The sequence below is a fragment of the Erwinia sp. PsM31 genome, from assembly GCF_030433775.1.
Taxonomy (GTDB): domain Bacteria; phylum Pseudomonadota; class Gammaproteobacteria; order Enterobacterales; family Enterobacteriaceae; genus Erwinia; species Erwinia aeris.
The window spans coordinates 22939-39747 of sequence record NZ_JARUWZ010000037.1 but is presented as its reverse complement, the minus strand read 5'-3'; the positions used below and the strand labels follow the sequence as shown (position 1 = coordinate 39747).

Below are 16809 nucleotides of genomic sequence, written 5' to 3'. Positions count from 1 at the left end.
GCAACATTCTGAGTTCAGTACAGAATCGGTGGAGCGGTAGTTCAGTTGGTTAGAATACCTGCCTGTCACGCAGGGGGTCGCGGGTTCGAGCCCCGTCCGTTCCGCCACTTTATATAAGGCCCTGAGCTAACGCTCAGGGCTTTTTTTTGCGTATAAGTTTTGGTCAGCCGGCCTGCCTGTGTTCTGCCATTATCCCTTCCTGGACAGGCCAGCCTTCGACTATCTTTTTTCTTTAAAGCGGATGTTGCCTGAGCCATTCGCTGACAAAATCAATAAAAGAGCGAACGCGTGAGTTAGCCGAGCGATCCCCATAGTAAACCGCGTTAAATGGCATATCTACCGGCACAAGCCTGTCGGCCATAACCTCTATCAGCGAACCATCGTTTAAATCTTTATTGATCATAAAGTCCGACAGGCAGGCAATGCCGTTACCGGCCAGGCACAGCTGCCTGAGCGTCTCGCCGCTGTTTGAGGTACTGGCGGGCGTAATGTCATAAAGCTGCCCGTCTGCATTAGCAATGGGCCAACGGTTCAGGCTCAGGGGTTCAACAAAGCCCAGACAGTCGTGCTGTGCCAAATCCTCTACGGTTTGCGGCGTGCCGAACTGTTGCAGCCAGCCAGGGCTGGCGACTATTTTACGTCGACTATTAAACAGCAGGCGCGCGCGAAGGCTGGAATCAGTAAGATTACCGGCACGGATAGCGATATCTACCTTACGTTCAATCAGATTGATAAAGGTTTCGGATGAAACCAGAGAGAGGGTGACTTCAGGAAAGCGCTCCCGAAAAGGTTTAATCATCGGCATTAACAGATGCAGAACCACCGGCGTAGCAGCATCAATACGCAGTGACCCTTTTGGTAGCCTTTTTCGTTCTGCCAGCTCGTTTTCCGCTGCGGACATCTCCTGAAGAATCGCCTGAACGCGCTTGAAGTAGGCTTCGCCTTCCTGGGTTAATTTAATCTGTCGGGTGGTGCGTGTCAGTAGCTCTACCTCGAGCTTGTTTTCCAGCTTTTTTACCGCACGGCTAACAGCAGAATTTGCCATTTTCAGCCGCTCGGCGGCCTTGCTGAAACTGCCGCTTTCCACCACGGCGACAAAAATCGCCAGTTCCTCTGAGTTTGCCTTCATGACTGCTTCCTGAACGTAATGCTTTTTTTGGAGCCTGCAGGCGGTAATTAAAGCATGAGGAAGCAGGGGAAGCCAGACAACGGGTGAGGCTGACTGGCCTCTGTCAGTGCGTTGACAGCAATAAAGCATCCCTGTGGCGTTGTCTGAAAATGCCCGGTGCTCGTCTGGCCTGTAAACAGTCGGATCTCTGCCCTGTTATGAACGCTATCAGATACATAACCGGAGCCGGTGCGTTAAATCGACTACAGTTACAGGCGGCGGACAACCAAAAGTTTGTATTTGCTTACCTTCAGCTGGCACTTATTAGGCGCCTCCGATTGAAACCCGGCCATAAAGTCCCTATAACTGAATGCAGGATCATTGATCAACACGCAGAGGTCAGACGCTAACGTGCGGAAAAAAACTTATGCCATGAGATATGTAGCAGGGCAGCCAGCGGAACGTATTTTTCCGCCGGGCGCTATGCTGCATATGGGCAAAGCGTTACCGCCCGGTGCGCCGCTGACAGAGCACGCTACGCTACGGGTGCTGGTATGGAACATATTTAAACAGCAGCGCGCCGAATGGCTTTCGGTATTACAAAACTTCGGTAAAGACGCTCAGCTGGTATTGCTACAGGAAGCGCAGACGACCCCAGAGCTGATCCGTTTTGCCACCAGTAACTATCTGGCGGCGGATCAGGTACCGGCATTCGTCCTGCCGCAGCATCCTTCCGGCGTGATGACGCTGGCCGCTGCGCATCCCGTCTACTGTTATCCGCTGCGCGAACGTGAACCGCTGCTGCGGCTGGCTAAATCAGCCCTTGTCACCGCCTATCCGCTACCGGACGGCAAGATGCTGATGGTGGTGAATATCCATGCGGTCAACTTTAGCCTGGGGATCGACGTATACAGCAAGCAGCTTGGCCCTATAGGCGAACAGATTATTCACCATAAAGGGCCGGTGATTATGGCCGGAGATTTTAATGCCTGGAGCCGCCAGCGGATCAATGCGCTTTATACCTTTGCCCATAATATGGGGCTGCACGAGGTCAACTTTACCGACGACCATCGCCGTAAAGCCTTTGGCAGGCCGCTGGACTTCGTTTTCTACCGCGATATGGGCGTAGCGGAGGCCTCCGTGCTGGTGACGCGTGCTTCCGACCATAACCCTTTACTGGTTGAGTTTAAGCCTTAATCCTGTACCAGAGCCACGGCGCGCACGGGCGAGGCGGAGCCGCCTTTGATGCGCAAAGGCAAAGCGATAAAGGTAAAAGCCGTCGGCAGGCTGTAAAGGTTTGCCAGGCTTTCAACGATCAGGCCTCCGGCACTTAGTATCGCCTGATGAGCCGGATAATCTTTGCTGCCTGCATCATCCAGCGACATCGCATCGGTACCGAAAACCGTAACGCCTTTTCCCAACAGGTAATCTGCGCCTCTGGCTGACAGCCCCGGCCAGCCGTTCATAAACGCGGTATGATCGGGACGGCAACGCCACTTTTTATCGTAGCCCGTATGAAACAGGACGATATCCTTTGCCGCTATTTCGCCGTATCTGCCTTCCCAGTCCACGATCGTCGCACGAGTAATCGCGCTGTTTTGCGGCAAATGGGTCATATCCAGACAGCGACCACGCCCGCTCAGCTGGCGAATATCAACCTTATCAATGCTTTTTCCGCCCGGTATAAAATGTGCCGGCGCGTCTATATGCGTGCCGCAATGATCGCCTAAGCTCAGCTGACAGTTATAGTTACCGTCGCCTGCGGCGAATGTTTCTGCGCTGCTCATGAAAAAGCGCCCGTCACCGGGCCAGACCGGCATGCCTTCTTCATAAACGTGGCTCAGTTCAATCAGGCGATGCTGGTTCAGCAGCGCAACCAGATCATTCGTCATGGCGGCCTCAGGATCGTTGGACAGAGGGGCAGTAAAGCACAGGAGAGGGGAGCGGGAAATGTCGGGCATAAAAAAACCAGTCCGAAGACTGGTTTTTAAACTGAGCTTTAGCTGTCAGGCGTGGCGTTGTTGGTGACAAATAGCGTCAGCCTGTCGCCGGGCTGAATATTCGCCGAACCGCCGCTGTTCCAGCGCAGCAGATCTTTCGTGTTCACGCCGTGACGTTTTGCGATGCTGGCCAGAGAATCACCCTTACGAACCTTATAGGTGATGCTGTTGCCATTATCGGCCAGTCTGGCTGCGCTTTCGCCGCCGCCCAGGCTGAGCGTCTGCCCCGGTTTGATGTTCACGCCGCGCAGGTTATTAGCCTGCTGAAGCGTCTTCACCGACACGTTCAGGCGTTTTGCAATGCCTGACAGGGTATCACCATTACGCACCTTGTAAGAGGTGCTGGTACTGGCCAGCGCCGTTGGCTGCACCGCCGCGATATCGCCTGTTGCCAGGGAGTTGCGCAGCTGCGCCACGTGCGACTTCGGCACCATGATATAGTGCGGGCCGTTAGGCGCCGTCATCCCGCGCTTGTAGCCTGTATTAAAGCTCTTCAGCTTGTTCAGCGACATGCCGGCCATTTCCGCCGCCTGCGTCAGCTCAATCTGCTGACCCACTTCAACACGCGCCAGCGCACGGGTTTCGTTAGGTTCCGGAAGACGGATGCCGTAACGCTTGTTGTTTTTCAACAGCTCGCTTAACGCCAGCATCTTCGGCACATAAACCGTGGTTTCATGCGGAAGCGACAGCGACCAGAAATCCGTAGCCTTACCGCGAGCCTTGTTGCTTTTTATCGCTTTCAGCACGCGGCCTTCGCCGCTGTTGTACGCGGCCACGGTCAGCAGCCAGTCACCGCCGAACATCCCGTTCAGCCGCTGCATCATATCCAGTGCGACTTTGGTAGAGGCGACAATATCGCGACGACCGTCATACCACTGGTTCTGCTTAAGACCATAATTACGCCCCGTCTGCGGCACGATCTGCCAGATGCCTGCGGCATTGGCAGAAGAGGTCGCATGAGGATCAAAAGCGCTCTCCACTATGGGTAATAGTACCAGTTCCATCGGCATCTTACGTTGCTTAATCTGCTCGACAATCCAGTACATATACGGCTCAGCCCGTAACGTTACATCGTGGAGATAGCTCTTGTTTCTTAAATACTTTTGTTTTTGTTCGCGTATCCGGGGGTTTTCCGGAACCTTCATCTTCAGCTCATCGCTAATGAAATTCCACAGATCCTGATCTTTCGTCAGGCTGGTCCCATCGTCCTGCCAGCGTGGCGATAACAACCGATCTGCGTTCTGACTGCTCTGTGCTGAAGACAAACTCTGTGCATGCTGTTCGGGGGCGTCGTGCTTAGGCGCCTGGCACCCCACCAGCAGGACCGAGGCGAGTAGTAATATCGCTTTAGCCTTCATGTGTGTGTCATTGTTCGCTTAAAAGACGAGCAACTATACGTGCTCGGGCTGCTCAACACAACCCGAAAAATCAAAAATGGTCTTTCTTCTCGCGTAGAGTTGCAAAAACTTGCCATTCTTGTTGCGGGGGTGTTTCGAAGCCAATAACTTTCTGTAAATCAGCATCTTGCGTACGCAGAAAAACATTTATTTGCCGCTCAAAAGCGAGCGTTACGGGCAAGGAAACCGCATTTTTTGCACGTAACTCCTTAATTTCGCGATAATAGCCCGCTATTTTCGTATCCTGTGGCAGCAGCGAGCAGGCAAACTTCATATTCGATAACGTATATTCGTGCGCGCAGCACACCAGCGTTTCTCCCGGAAGCTGATTAAGCTTTTGAAAAGAATTGAACATCTGTTGAGGGGTACCTTCAAACAGACGTCCACAGCCGCCGGAAAACAGCGTATCACCACAGAAAAGGTAAGGTGCGCTATAGTATGAGATATGTCCTAAAGTATGCCCCGGCGTAGCAATCACACTAAATTCGAGGCCCAAAATAGCGACCTTATCACCCTCAGCGACAAGCCGATTGCTTCCCTTATCTTGTGTCTCTTGCGGGCCGTACACCACCAGATCGGGAAAATGTTGCAGCAGTTCTTTCACGCCGCCAACGTGATCGTGATGATGATGCGTCAGCAGGATCGCCGCTGGCCGCCACTGGTTTTTTTCCATGGCCGTCAGTACCGGTGCCGCTTCGCCCGGATCGACAATCAGGCAGTCGCCCCGATCGTTATTTAATGTCCAGATGTAATTATCCTGAAAAGCCGGAATGCTGGTAAGATTCATTATCGCCTCGTTGACTGGCCGCAATGGAAAGAAGATGGTAAAGCATGAAGCCCGCTAAAACACGCCATATTCGTCACGTGCCGTATTCCTGGGCGGACATCCCCTGGGGAGACTACTATCGTGACGCGCTGACCCGGCATCTGCAACCCTGTCTGGACAGGCTATACGGTTTTCATTTGCTGAAAATCGGCTCGCTGAGCGCGGAAATCGACACGGCAAGCTGCGCCATTTCGCATCAGGTCAACGTTGGCTTACAGGGCGACAATTTGCAGGTTCTGGCCGATGCCGGCAGCCTGCCTTTTGAATCAAAATCGGTTGATGCCTGTTTACTGGCGCACAGCCTGGCCTGGAGCAGCGATCCGCACCGTATTCTGCGCGAGGTAGATCGCGTTTTGATCGATGACGGCTGGATGATTATCAGCGGCTTCAATCTGTTCAGCGTGCTGGGGACGGGCAAACTGGTGCCCGGCCTGCGCCAACGCGTGCCGTGGAACAGTCGGATGTTTACCCAGACCAGGCTGATGGACTGGCTCAGCCTGTTAAACTACGAGGTGGTGCAGCGCTCGCGCTTTCAGGTGCTGCCGTGGAATCGTCAGGGCGGTAAGGTCATCAGCACGCATCTTCCGGCGCTGGGCTGCCTGAGCATTATCGTCGCGCGCAAGCGGACTTTCCCGTTAACGATGAATCCGGCCAAAAAGGCAGCGGCCCAAAGAAGGCTTGCACCCGCCGTTGGCGCAACCAGCCGGATGCGTCGACGCCATCAGGATGCTGACTGATAGCCGATGTCTTCAAAGGATGGATTGCCGGCGGCCGCGCGCGCCAGTTCGTCGCAGCGTTCGTTTTCAGGATGGCCGGCATGGCCTTTTACCCATTCCCAGGTAATTTGATGCTGGCCCAGCGCCGTATCCAGCCGTTTCCAGAGATCGACGTTTTTAACCGGCTTTTTGTCCGCCGTTTTCCAGCCGCGCTTTTTCCAGTTATGGATCCAGCTGGTAATGCCCTGACGCACGTATTGGCTGTCGGTACTCAGCACGACGTCGCAGGGTTTAGTCAGCGCTTCCAGCGCGACGATAGCCGCCATCAGCTCCATTCGATTATTGGTGGTCAGCTGATAGCCGGCGCTGAACGTTTTCTCGTGCTGGCCGTAACGTAAAATTGCGCCGTATCCGCCCGGGCCAGGATTGCCAAGACAAGAACCATCGGTGAAAATTTCTACCTGTTTAGGCATCTCTGGTAGACTCCCTGTGTAAAAACGCCAAGTCTGACATAAAACGGGTCCTATGAGCACAGTAAATACAACGCGTCAGATCGTCCTCGATACTGAAACCACCGGTATGAATATGATCGGGGTGCACTATGAAGGGCACCGCATTATTGAAATCGGCGCCGTTGAGGTGGTAAACCGTCGTCTCACCGGCAACAACTTCCATGTTTATCTCAAGCCCGATCGCCTGGTCGATCCGGAAGCGTTCGGCGTACACGGTATTGCCGACGAATTTCTGGCGGATAAGCCGACCTTCGCCGACATTGCCGACGATTTCCTGGCCTATATAGAAGGTGCCGAGCTGGTGATCCATAACGCCTCGTTTGATATCGGCTTTATGGACTACGAATTCGGCAAGCTTGGCCGCAATATCCCCAAAACCGAAACCTTCTGCCAGATAACCGATAGCCTGGCGATGGCGCGCAGGCTGTTTCCCGGCAAGCGCAACAGCCTGGATGCGCTCTGCTCGCGTTATGAAATAGATAACAGTAAGCGAACGCTGCACGGCGCTCTGCTTGACTCCGAAATTCTGGCCGAGGTCTTCCTGACCATGACCGGTGGGCAGACGTCGCTGAAGTTTTCGATGGAGGGCGACAGGCAGGAGCAGAGCAACGACGAAACCATCTATCGCATCACGCGTCCGGCTTCTGGCCTGTGCGTGATAGCGGCGACGGACGAAGAGATTGCCGAACACGAATCCCGCCTCGATCTGGTGATGAAGAAGGGCGGAAGCTGCCTCTGGCGTGCCTGAAGACGTTGAAATGTCGTAAGAGTCGAAAAAACAGGCAGTCGATCAGCAAGCTTAAGAAAAAGCATTGACGGGATGCAGGCCGCACCGTAATATTCGCCCCGTTCCCGACGGGGAACAAAGCGCGGAGCGGTAGTTCAGTTGGTTAGAATACCTGCCTGTCACGCAGGGGGTCGCGGGTTCGAGCCCCGTCCGTTCCGCCAAGTATCCGGAAAGCCCGATGCAGCAATGCATCGGGCTTTCGTCATTTCGGCATACAGCCCGTGATTTTTATTCCTTTCCGCTTTTCTCTTCCTGAATCAGCCTCGCGGTTCCAAAAGCCTTTATCCACTGCTGTTCAAACTGATTGACCGCGGCGGTAACCGCTGGCGCAGAGAGGATCTGTTCGGCCACATCCAGCGGCAACGTTATTGCTTCGCTGCCAGCCAGCATACACTCCAGCGCCTGGCGAGGCGTTTTGAAGCTGGCCGCCAGCACTTTAGCCCCCGGCGCATGCAGAGCAAGCAGCTGTTGAAGTGCTTCTACTGTCTGAATGCCATTTCCGCCCTGGGCGTCAATACGGTTAACGTAAGGCGCGACATACTCCGCGCCAGCCAGCGCCGAGAACAATCCCTGCGCTGCGCCATAAACGGCGGTGCCCAACGTTGGAATAGCCTCTTTTTTCAGCTGCCTGATTGCCGCCAGGCCTTCTGTCGTAGCCGGAATTTTTACGACCACATCAGGAAGGATCGCGCGCAGCTGTAACGCTTCCTCCACCATCTCTTCCGCCCGGGCGGCAATAACCTGAGCAAAAATTTTGCCCTGGCCGCCCAGCGCCGCCTGCAACTCAGGTAACAGAATGGATAACGGCGTTTTCCCGCCGGCGACAATAGCCGGATTGGTGGTCACGCCCGCCAGCGGCAGTATCCTCGCTAAACGTTTTACCGCCGCTACATCCGCAGTATCAAGATAGAGTTCCATATAGCTCCTTAAGCCTGTTGACGATCGCAATTCCGAAATATTACCCGCTGCGTGAACTTGTTTATTGCCCGGGATCAAAGTTACTTTCATTTGAAAGTACTTAAATCTTCGTACGTAATATGACGGAGGCGGTTCATGATTTTCAATATTCAGCGCTATTCCACACACGACGGGCCTGGTATCCGCACCGTGGTGTTTTTAAAAGGCTGTTCGTTGAAATGTCGCTGGTGCCAGAATCCGGAAAGCTGCTCGCACGAGCGGGAAATCCTGTTTGATAAAAGAGCCTGCCTGTCGGGCTGCGAGTTATGCCAGCTGGCCGTGCCGGACGCCATCGTTCGTCAACAACAACAACTCGTCATTTTCCGGGAGAAGATGCGTCCCAACCATTTCTCCGCGTTGGAAAACTGTTGCCCCACCCAGGCGCTGACGATCTGCGGCGAAGAGAAAAGCGCAGCGGAAATTATGGCCGTAGTCAGGCGGGATAAGCCTTTTTATCAGCGCAGCGCGGGCGGCGTGACGCTTTCCGGCGGCGAGCCTTTTATGACGCCAAACCTCACCGAAACGCTCTTACGGCTCAGCCATCAGGAAGGGATCCATACGGCCGTGGAAACCTGCCTGCATGTGCCGTGGCGTTATATCCAGCCTTCGCTGCCCTGGATCGACCTGTTCCTGGCCGACCTTAAACACACCGACGAAGCGCGTTTTCAGGCATGGACGAACGGTTCGGCGAAGCGGGTGCTGGCTAATTTGTGCAAGCTGGCGGAAACGGGCAAGGAGATCGTCATCCGTGTACCGCTCGTTCCGGGTTTTAATGCCGATCGGCAGTCGATCCGCAGCATAGTGGATTTCACCGCCGATCGATTACGGGCCAAAGAGATCCATTTCCTTCCCTATCACACGCTGGGTAAAAGCAAATATGCCTTGCTTAATCAGCCTTACCTTGCGCCAGCCAGGCCGCTCGATAATCCGGAAATCCTTGCCTTTGCGCAGTCGTACGCGCGGCAAAAAGGCCTGATAACCACGCTAAGAGGATAAAATGATGACCAGACTCAACCTTGATGTTTTAAGCAGCCGTATCAAAACGCATAAAGAAGCCCTGATCGCTATCAGCAAGCCCCCGATTTGTACCGAGCGCGCGCGGCACTATAGCGAAATCTATCAGCAGCATCAGGATAAACCCGTACCGGTTCGCCGCGCGCTGGCGCTGGCACACCATCTGGCGGAACGGACTATCTGGATTCAGCATGATGAGCTGATTGTAGGCAACCAGGCCAGCAAGGTGCGCGCCGCGCCCATTTTCCCGGAATATACCGTGACATGGATCGAAAAAGAGATCGACGATCTGGCGGATCGTCCCGGCGCGGGCTTTTCTGTTTCTGAAGAGGACAAGCGGGTACTGCATGAAATCTGCCCGTGGTGGCGCGGCCAGACGGTGCAGGATCGCTGCTACGGCATGTTTACCGGGGAGCAGAAGGCGCTGCTGGCAACCGGCATCATCAAAGCGGAAGGGAATATGACCTCCGGCGACGCCCATCTGGCCGTCAACTTTCCGCTGCTGCTGGAGAAAGGGCTGGATGGCCTGCGTGAGAAAGTGGCGGAACGCCGCAGCCGCATCGATCTGACGCATCTGAACGATCTGCATGGCGAGCAGTTTTTGAAAGCCATCGATATCGTTCTTCAGGCCGTAACTGAGCATATCAAGCGCTACGCCACTCTGGCCCGCGAAATGGCGCAGGCAGAGAAGAGCGCCGCGCGCCGTGGGGAACTGCTGACCATCGCGGAAAATTGTGACGTGATCGCCCATCGGCCGCCGCAGACCTTCTGGCAGGCGCTCCAGCTTTGCTATTTTATTCAGCTGATCCTGCAAATTGAGTCTAACGGTCATTCGGTCTCTTTTGGCCGCATGGATCAATACCTTTATCCCTGGTATCGCCGCGACGTGGAGCTGGAACAGCATACGGATCGCGAGCAGGCGATCGAGCTGCTGCAAAGCTGCTGGCTGAAGCTGCTGGAGGTCAATAAGATCCGATCCGGCTCGCACTCCAAAGCTTCGGCCGGCAGTCCGCTCTATCAAAACGTCACTATCGGCGGACAGAATCTGCTGGTGGACAAGGCGGTGGATGCCGTCAACCCGCTCTCTTACGCGATTCTGGAATCCTGCGGCCGTTTGCGTTCGACGCAGCCAAACCTGAGCGTGCGCTACCATGCCGGAATGAGCGACGATTTCCTGAATGCCTGCGTGGAGGTTATCCGCTGCGGCTTTGGGATGCCGGCCTTTAACAACGATGAAATCGTCATTCCGCAATTTATCCGGCTGGGCGTCTCAGCGTCCGACGCTTATCAGTATGCGGCTATCGGCTGCATCGAAACGGCCGTGGGCGGCAAGTGGGGCTATCGCTGCACCGGGATGAGCTTTATTAATTTCGCCCGCGTGATGCTGGCGTCGCTGGAAGGCGGACGCGACGCCACCAGCGGCAAAACGTTTCTGCCGCAGGACAAAGCGCTTTCCGCAGGCAATTTCGACAGTTTCAATCGGGTTATGAGCGCCTGGGATGAGCAGATCCGCTATTACACCCGCAAATCGATAGAAATAGAGTACGTGGTGGATGCGGTGCTGGAAGAGAACGCGCACGATATTCTCTGTTCGGCGCTGGTAGATGACTGTATTGAGCGGGCAAAAAGCATCAAGCAGGGCGGCGCAAAATATGACTGGGTATCGGGATTGCAGGTGGGCATCGCCAATCTGGGCAACAGCCTGGCGGCGGTGAAAAAACTGGTGTTTGAACAGGGCGTGGTGGCGCAGCAGGCATTAAGCGAAGCGCTGGCCACCGATTTTGACGGTCTGAGCGGCGAGCAGCTGCGCCAGCGTCTGGTTAACGGCGCGCCAAAATACGGCAACGATGATGATTATGTCGATGAGCTGCTGACGCGCGCTTATCAAACCTATATTGAGGAGCTGAAAAGCTACGTTAATCCACGCCATGGCCGCGGCCCGATCGGTGGCGGTTACTATGCGGGTACCTCGTCTATCTCTGCCAACGTGCCTTTTGGCGCGCAGACGATGGCAACGCCGGACGGGCGTAAAGCGCGAACGCCGCTGGCGGAAGGGGCCAGCCCGGCGTCAGGCACCGATCGCCTGGGGCCGACGGCGGTGATGGGTTCAGTCAGCAAGCTGCCTACCGGATCGATTCTGGGCGGCGTTTTGCTGAACCAGAAGCTGAATCCCGCCGCGCTGGATAATCCGGGCGACAGGCAAAAGCTGATGCTGCTGCTGCGCACTTTCTTTGAAGCGCACAAAGGCTGGCATATTCAGTACAACATCGTCTCGCGGGAAACGCTGCTGGCCGCAAAGGTGCAGCCCGATAATTATCGCGATCTGGTGGTGCGCGTAGCGGGATATTCCGCCTTCTTTACCGCGCTTTCTCCCGACGCGCAGGACGATATTATTGCCCGCACCGAACATAGCCTTTGACGGGGCATCGCAGAGTACAGGCCAGGCTTGATTGTGAGCCGATCTGTACTCTTTTATCCAATAAAAATGAAAGCTTTTAAATAATTTAAGCTGAAAATATGCGTCGCCTTTTTTATTAAAGAGGTGGAATATTTTTGGTCGTTGAATGAAAATAAAAGCCTGTATTTATATACTGCTATGAGGGCTTTTTTATGTACAGGCTAAACCAAATTATCCGTGAGCTGGAGGGGTGTGAACCCTATAAGCCCTTCAGATTCATTACCCGGCGTGAGCGAATCATAAATATTATCAGCGCCTGGGGGCTTGCCTTTAGTGGTATCTGCTTTCTATTATTGTTAATGCTCGCACTCTGGTGCCAGTATAATACGCCAGGCCTTAAAGTCATCTGGCTGGCGACAGCGCTATATTTACTTTGTACTTTAAGTGCGCTCGTAGCCATGTTTATACCTTCGCTCTACGGATTAATAAAAATATTTGGGTGGAAAAAAGAGGCTATAACTGAGCTACTTCTTGAAATCGACCACGATGAAGCTAATGCCAAAAAGCTAAGCTATTATTCAAAGTTAGAATTAGACTATGCCAAACACTGGGTACAGCTGAAAATAAACCGTTTACTCGTCAGAGTCAGCAATGTTTTTGGCGATAAAACAGCTTTAATGGCGCTAATTGGGCTGGCTTATGGCGCCATCAAAGGACTGGGCGGGCCCAACAATTTACTGGCCATGTTTAGTAAAGGATTCTATTCGGTAGAGGGCATTGTTATTCAGGTGTTGGCTTTACTATTAGGGGTTTCTTTAGGGGCTTTGATGCTTAAAAAAATGGCAGGTTACTACGTATACAAGCTTGAATTAATTGAAGCAGCGCTAAAAATTGAAGCTATCAAATCAGAGGAAGGCGCACAGAGCTGAACGTTTTTTTAAGCGAAAGCCTGCCGGTAGCAGGCTTTCTGCCCTTATCATTTAAGCGCGTCTTTTCTCCACCGCTACGCGGCTCGCGTAACGCGGCACAGAGCTTACGCACTCTTCGCGTGCCATCCAGCGATAGCAGCCTGCCGCCAAAGCAACGCCGATAAACCAGCTGAAGTTAGCCACTTCGTGCAGCGAAGGCGAAAAGCTAATCGCCAGCCCAATCAGTACTGAGGGCAGCAGCGCGGCAATCGCTTTAGGATTGAAGCCGCCGCGATACCAGTATTTTCCCTGCGGCGTAGCATTAAAAAGATCGTCCGTTGAAATCTGTCTGCGTTTGACCAGGTAAAAATCGCACAGCAGGATGCCAAACAGCGGGCCGATAAAGGCGCCCAGCACGTCCAGCGTATAGTGGATAAGCTCGGGCGACTGAAACAGGTTCCACGGCGTCAGCAGCACCGATCCTACGGCAGCAATCATGCCGCCGGTGCGGAAGCTAATCTTCTGCGGCGAGCAGTTAGAAAAATCGAACGCGGGCGAAACGAAGTTGGCGACGATGTTGATGCCGATCGTCGCGGTGATCATCGTCAGCAGGCCAACGGCCACCGCCAAATCGCTGCCCACGCGGCTGACCGTTTCAATGGGGTCGGTAATCATATGGCCGAACAGCGACTGCGTGCCGGAAACAATCACCACCGTCACTACGGAAAAAAGCAAAAAGTTAAACGGCAGCCCCCAGCGATTGCCGCGGCGGATCGCCTTCATGCTTTTGCCATAGCGCGCGAAGTCGCCAAAATTAAGCAGCGGCCCGGAGAAATAAGAGACGACCAGCGCCGTCGCGGTCACCATCTGCCAGAGCTGCTGGCTGCCGCTGAGCTGTTTCGTGGAGAGCGTAAAGGAAATACCTTCAAAACCCGTTCTGTATACAATCCAGACCGCCAGCAGCACCATCACCACATAGACCGCCGGGCCGGCCACATCGATAAAACGCTTAATCGCCTTCATGCCGTGCCAGAACACCAGCGCCTGAGCAAGCCACATAAAACCAAAGCAGAGCCAGCCAAGCTGCGACAGGCCCAGCCAGGAAACCTGCGTCATCGGCGCCAGTGAAGGCCAAAACTTCAGCGTTACCAGCATCAGCGCGTTAGCGGCCAGCCAGGTCTGGATACCGTACCAGGCGAACGCGATCAGACCCCGGATCACCGCCGGAATATTGGCGCCGAATACGCCAAAGGCCTGGCGGCAAACGACCGCATAAGGCACGCCGGTCATCTGGCTGGGCTTAGCGATCAGATTAGCGCACAGCTGCACGATGCAAATGCCCGCCAGCAGACAAATCAGCACCTGCCAGCTCGCCAGACCCAGCGTAAAAAAGCTGGCCGCCACCACATAACCGCCCATGCTGTGCACGTCCGACATCCAGAAAGAAAAGATGTTGTACCAGCTCCAGTTCTGCTCGCGCGTCGGGACCAGATCCTCGTTGCACAGCCGCGGGCTGTAGCTGGCGTGCGCTTCCTCTGCGGACGCCGGAGTAACATGTAGACTCTTTGGCATGAAACCTGCTCCTCAACAATTCAACGAAATAGCAAACGGTTGAGAGAGGTATTGCAGGATCCAGGCCAGAAGTTGAATTCATGTATACAAAATAAGCCAATCGTGTGTACGATTTTAGGCAAGATAAACCTGAGCGGACCAGGAAATGAAAAGTGAAAGCGGCCTGAAAAGGGCTACCGACCTGAATGACAAAGACGAAGCTATCTTTCAGGCGCTGATGAAGGCGATGGTGGAGCGTCAGCTGCCGCCGGGCAGCAAACTGCCGGAAGAAGCGCTTGCCGACGTCTTCGGCGTTAGTCGAACCGGCATCCGTAAAGTGCTGACTCGCCTCGCTGCGGTGCAGATGGTGGTGTTAACGCCCAAGCGTGGTGCACAAGTTGCCACGCCTTCGACAGAAGAAGCGCAGGACATCTTCCGTACGCGTGAACTTATCGAATGCGCCAATCTTCCCACCGTGCTGGCGCACTGTCAGTCTACCCATCTGGTCGCGCTGGAAAACCTAATCCAGCAGGAACAGCAGGCGCATGACGAGCGTGACGGCCCGGCGGCGATCCGGCTTTCCGCCGCGTTCCATATTCAGCTTCAGGCGATCTCCGGTAACCAGGTGCTGACCGAGATGGTGACCCGACTGACCCAGCGTTCGTCGCTGGTGATTGCGGCCTGGGGCGCGCCGTGGCAGCAGGGCTGCCGCTGTGACGACCACGACAGGCTGATCGGCCTGCTCAGACAAAAAGCGCTGGTGCCGCTTACTGAAGCAATGCGGCAACATTTTGCGCATATAGTAGCGAGCCTGCATTTCGAGCGCGGCGGCGAAACGCTGCCGGATTTCGCCAGCCTGTTCACCGGTTTTGGAGGCGCGAATGACCGTTAAACAGCTTATTCAGGTTATCAATCCCAATACCAGCCTGGCGATGACCGAAACCATTGGCGAAGCGGCGCGCGCCGTAGCATCGCCGACGACGGAAATCCTGGCGGTTTGTCCCTCGGAAGGGGTTCCCTCAATCGAAGGGCATTTTGACGAGGCCGTCGCCGCTATCGGCGTGCTGGAGCAAATAAAAGCCGGACGCGAGCAGGGCGTCTGCGGGCACGTTATCGCCTGCTTTGGCGATCCGGGGCTGCTGGCGGCGCGTGAACTGGCTTCGGGGCCGGTTATCGGCATTGCGGAAGCCGCTATGCATATGGCTACGATGGTTGCCACGCGCTTTTCCATCGTCACCACGCTGCCGCGCACCGTTATTATCGCGCGTCATCTTTTACAGCAGTACGGCTTTGAACCGCATTGCGCCGCGCTGCATGCTATCGATCTGCCGGTACTGGCGCTGGAGGATGGCACAGGGCTGGCGCAGGAAAAAGTGCGTGAGCGCTGCATCCGCGCAAAAAAAGAGGACGGCAGCGGCGCCATTGTACTGGGCTGCGGCGGCATGGCCCGGCTGGCGCGGGAACTGACGCAGGAGCTGAATATGCCGGTTATTGACGGCGTGGGCGCGGCGGTAAAAATGGTGGAATCGCTGGTGGCGCTGGGGCTGTCGACCAGTAAGCATGGCGATCTGGACTATCCGCTGCGAAAAAACCTGTCGGGTCAGTTTAAGCGCCTAAACTAAGTTATCTTGCTCTGGAACAGGACTACGATCATGACCGATGCTGATGAAAAGAAAGAGTACAGCTTCAATAAAAACTATCCCCGCGATCTGATCGGCTACGCCGGAAAGCCGCCCCATGCGGCCTGGCCGGACAATGCACGTATCGCCGTGCAGTTTGTTCTGAACTATGAAGAGGGCGCGGAAAACAGCGTGCTGCATGGCGATACCGGCTCCGAGCAGTTTTTATCGGATATTATCGGTGCGGCCAGCTATCCCGAGCGCCATATGTCGATGGAATCGCTGTATGAATACGGCTCGCGCGCCGGTTTCTGGCGCATCCACAACGAGTTCCAGAAGCGCGGCCTGCCGCTAAGCGTTTTTGGCGTGGCGATGGCGCTGGCACGTCATCCGGAAATCGTCGAGGCGATTAAAAACGCCGATTACGACGTGGTCAGCCACGGCTGGCGCTGGATCCACTATCAGGGGATGGATGCAAAAACCGAGCGGCAGCATATGCAGCAGGCGGTGGATACGCTGACCGATCTTTTTGGCAAAGCGCCAACCGGCTGGTATACGGGACGCGACAGCCCGAATACGCGCAGGCTGGTGGTGGAGCAGGGCGGCTTTACCTACGACAGCGACTATTACGGCGACGATCTGCCATTCTGGACAAAGGTGACCTGTCAGGACGGGACGGTCAAGTCGCACCTGATCGTACCTTATACGCTGGAAACCAACGACATGCGTTTCGCCACGCCGCAGGGCTTTAACACGGCGGAGCAGTTTTACACCTATCTGAAAGACAGCTTTGACGTGCTGTATGAAGAGGGTGAAACCGCGCCGAAAATGCTTTCCATCGGCATGCACTGCCGTTTGCTGGGCAGGCCTGGCCGCTTCCGCGCATTGCAGCGCTTTCTGGATCATGTACAGCAGCATGATAAGGTCTGGATCTGCACGCGTCAGCAGATTGCCGACCACTGGATAAAGACGCACCCGGCGCCGGAGGCGTAAGTAAACCTGTCAGGAAGGCATGA

The 16809-nt window shown here is 54.9% G+C and carries 16 protein-coding genes and 2 tRNA genes; 11 read left to right on the top strand and 7 right to left on the bottom strand.

The window, feature by feature from the left end; translation table 11 throughout:
- Positions 1–30: 30 nt before the first annotated feature.
- A tRNA-Asp gene (locus QCD69_RS20440) sits at positions 31–107 on the top strand.
- 125 nt (positions 108–232) lie between these two features.
- On the opposite strand, the gene yafC is transcribed toward QCD69_RS20440, so the two are convergent.
- Complete coding sequence (yafC, locus tag QCD69_RS20435) at positions 233–1129, bottom strand: DNA-binding transcriptional regulator YafC (RefSeq protein WP_301253372.1); 897 nt, start codon at positions 1127–1129, stop codon at positions 233–235.
- A gap of 390 nt (positions 1130–1519) precedes the next feature.
- Between yafC and QCD69_RS20430 the strand changes: the two genes are divergently transcribed.
- Positions 1520–2305, top strand: a complete 786-nt coding sequence (locus QCD69_RS20430) for an endonuclease/exonuclease/phosphatase family protein (protein WP_253455358.1) — start codon at positions 1520–1522, stop codon at positions 2303–2305.
- On the opposite strand, the gene QCD69_RS20425 is transcribed toward QCD69_RS20430, so the two are convergent.
- The 3 genes from QCD69_RS20425 to gloB form a co-directional block, all read right to left on the bottom strand.
- Positions 2302–3000 carry a cyclase family protein gene (locus tag QCD69_RS20425; protein ID WP_301253371.1) on the bottom strand — a complete coding sequence of 233 codons (699 nt, stop codon included), beginning with the start codon at positions 2998–3000 and terminating at the stop codon, positions 2302–2304. The genes QCD69_RS20430 and QCD69_RS20425 overlap by 4 nt on opposite strands.
- A gap of 107 nt (positions 3001–3107) precedes the next feature.
- A complete protein-coding gene (gene mltD, locus QCD69_RS20420; protein WP_125288908.1) occupies positions 3108–4466 on the bottom strand; it encodes a murein transglycosylase D in 1359 nt (452 codons plus the stop codon).
- A 70-nt stretch (positions 4467–4536) separates the two neighbouring features.
- Positions 4537–5292, bottom strand: coding sequence for a hydroxyacylglutathione hydrolase (gene gloB, locus QCD69_RS20415; protein WP_253455356.1), 756 nt, complete (start codon positions 5290–5292; stop codon positions 4537–4539).
- Between the two features lie 44 nt (positions 5293–5336).
- On the opposite strand from gloB, the gene QCD69_RS20410 reads away from it, so the two are divergent.
- Complete coding sequence (locus QCD69_RS20410) at positions 5337–6068, top strand: class I SAM-dependent methyltransferase (protein WP_253455355.1); 732 nt, start codon at positions 5337–5339, stop codon at positions 6066–6068.
- On the opposite strand, the gene rnhA is transcribed toward QCD69_RS20410, so the two are convergent.
- On the bottom strand, positions 6053–6520 hold the full coding sequence (gene rnhA, locus QCD69_RS20405) for a ribonuclease HI (protein ID WP_253455354.1): 468 nt from the start codon (positions 6518–6520) through the stop codon (positions 6053–6055). The two genes, QCD69_RS20410 and rnhA, sit on opposite strands and share 16 nt — an antisense overlap.
- Positions 6521–6572: 52 nt before the next feature.
- Between rnhA and dnaQ the strand changes: the two genes are divergently transcribed.
- Together dnaQ and QCD69_RS20395 are read left to right on the top strand one after the other, a co-directional pair.
- Entirely contained in the window at positions 6573–7307 is a 735-nt protein-coding gene (gene dnaQ, locus QCD69_RS20400; protein ID WP_125288912.1) for a DNA polymerase III subunit epsilon, read from the top strand.
- Between the two features lie 123 nt (positions 7308–7430).
- Positions 7431–7507 (top strand) — tRNA-Asp (locus QCD69_RS20395).
- Between the two features lie 67 nt (positions 7508–7574).
- On the opposite strand, the gene fsa is transcribed toward QCD69_RS20395, so the two are convergent.
- On the bottom strand, positions 7575–8264 hold the full coding sequence (fsa, locus tag QCD69_RS20390) for a fructose-6-phosphate aldolase (protein WP_301253370.1): 690 nt from the start codon (positions 8262–8264) through the stop codon (positions 7575–7577).
- 135 nt (positions 8265–8399) lie between these two features.
- Between fsa and QCD69_RS20385 the strand changes: the two genes are divergently transcribed.
- The 3 genes from QCD69_RS20385 (at position 8400) to QCD69_RS20375 (ending at position 12644) form a co-directional block, all read left to right on the top strand.
- On the top strand, positions 8400–9299 hold the full coding sequence (locus QCD69_RS20385; RefSeq protein WP_253455352.1) for a glycyl-radical enzyme activating protein: 900 nt from the start codon (positions 8400–8402) through the stop codon (positions 9297–9299).
- A 4-nt stretch (positions 9300–9303) separates the two neighbouring features.
- A complete protein-coding gene (locus QCD69_RS20380; protein WP_301253373.1) occupies positions 9304–11736 on the top strand; it encodes a formate C-acetyltransferase/glycerol dehydratase family glycyl radical enzyme in 2433 nt (810 codons plus the stop codon).
- A 191-nt stretch (positions 11737–11927) separates the two neighbouring features.
- Positions 11928–12644 (top strand): hypothetical protein, encoded by a 717-nt coding sequence (locus QCD69_RS20375; protein WP_301253369.1) that lies wholly within the window; start codon positions 11928–11930, stop codon positions 12642–12644.
- A gap of 51 nt (positions 12645–12695) precedes the next feature.
- Here QCD69_RS20375 and QCD69_RS20370 read toward each other — a convergent pair whose 3' ends face one another.
- Complete coding sequence (locus QCD69_RS20370) at positions 12696–14195, bottom strand: NCS1 family nucleobase:cation symporter-1 (RefSeq protein ID WP_301253368.1); 1500 nt, start codon at positions 14193–14195, stop codon at positions 12696–12698.
- A gap of 145 nt (positions 14196–14340) precedes the next feature.
- Between QCD69_RS20370 and QCD69_RS20365 the strand changes: the two genes are divergently transcribed.
- Genes QCD69_RS20365 through puuE form a run of 3 tightly spaced genes read left to right on the top strand, consistent with a single transcriptional unit; the run spans position 14341 to position 16786 of the window.
- Positions 14341–15066, top strand: coding sequence for a GntR family transcriptional regulator (locus QCD69_RS20365; RefSeq protein WP_253455349.1), 726 nt, complete (start codon positions 14341–14343; stop codon positions 15064–15066).
- Positions 15056–15796 (top strand): allantoin racemase, encoded by a 741-nt coding sequence (gene hpxA / locus QCD69_RS20360; RefSeq protein ID WP_253455348.1) that lies wholly within the window; start codon positions 15056–15058, stop codon positions 15794–15796. Before QCD69_RS20365 ends, hpxA begins: the two co-directional genes overlap by 11 nt.
- A gap of 30 nt (positions 15797–15826) precedes the next feature.
- The gene (gene puuE, locus QCD69_RS20355; RefSeq protein ID WP_301253367.1) at positions 15827–16786 is read left to right on the top strand and encodes an allantoinase PuuE; all 960 of its coding nucleotides are present in this window, start codon (positions 15827–15829) and stop codon (positions 16784–16786) included.
- Positions 16787–16809 lie beyond the last annotated feature (23 nt).

Coding starts and splice junctions, on each gene's coding strand:
- yafC (WP_301253372.1), bottom strand. CDS start 1,129: ATGAAGGCAAACTCAGAGGAACTGGCGATTTTTGTCGCCGTGGTGGAA.
- QCD69_RS20425 (WP_301253371.1), bottom strand. CDS start 3,000: ATGACGAATGATCTGGTTGCGCTGCTGAACCAGCATCGCCTGATTGAA.
- mltD (WP_125288908.1), bottom strand. CDS start 4,466: ATGAAGGCTAAAGCGATATTACTACTCGCCTCGGTCCTGCTGGTGGGG.
- gloB (WP_253455356.1), bottom strand. CDS start 5,292: ATGAATCTTACCAGCATTCCGGCTTTTCAGGATAATTACATCTGGACA.
- QCD69_RS20410 (WP_253455355.1), top strand. CDS start 5,337: ATGAAGCCCGCTAAAACACGCCATATTCGTCACGTGCCGTATTCCTGG.
- rnhA (WP_253455354.1), bottom strand. CDS start 6,520: ATGCCTAAACAGGTAGAAATTTTCACCGATGGTTCTTGTCTTGGCAAT.
- dnaQ (WP_125288912.1), top strand. CDS start 6,573: ATGAGCACAGTAAATACAACGCGTCAGATCGTCCTCGATACTGAAACC.
- fsa (WP_301253370.1), bottom strand. CDS start 8,264: ATGGAACTCTATCTTGATACTGCGGATGTAGCGGCGGTAAAACGTTTA.
- QCD69_RS20385 (WP_253455352.1), top strand. CDS start 8,400: ATGATTTTCAATATTCAGCGCTATTCCACACACGACGGGCCTGGTATC.
- QCD69_RS20380 (WP_301253373.1), top strand. CDS start 9,304: ATGACCAGACTCAACCTTGATGTTTTAAGCAGCCGTATCAAAACGCAT.
- QCD69_RS20375 (WP_301253369.1), top strand. CDS start 11,928: ATGTACAGGCTAAACCAAATTATCCGTGAGCTGGAGGGGTGTGAACCC.
- QCD69_RS20370 (WP_301253368.1), bottom strand. CDS start 14,195: ATGCCAAAGAGTCTACATGTTACTCCGGCGTCCGCAGAGGAAGCGCAC.
- QCD69_RS20365 (WP_253455349.1), top strand. CDS start 14,341: ATGAAAAGTGAAAGCGGCCTGAAAAGGGCTACCGACCTGAATGACAAA.
- hpxA (WP_253455348.1), top strand. CDS start 15,056: ATGACCGTTAAACAGCTTATTCAGGTTATCAATCCCAATACCAGCCTG.
- puuE (WP_301253367.1), top strand. CDS start 15,827: ATGACCGATGCTGATGAAAAGAAAGAGTACAGCTTCAATAAAAACTAT.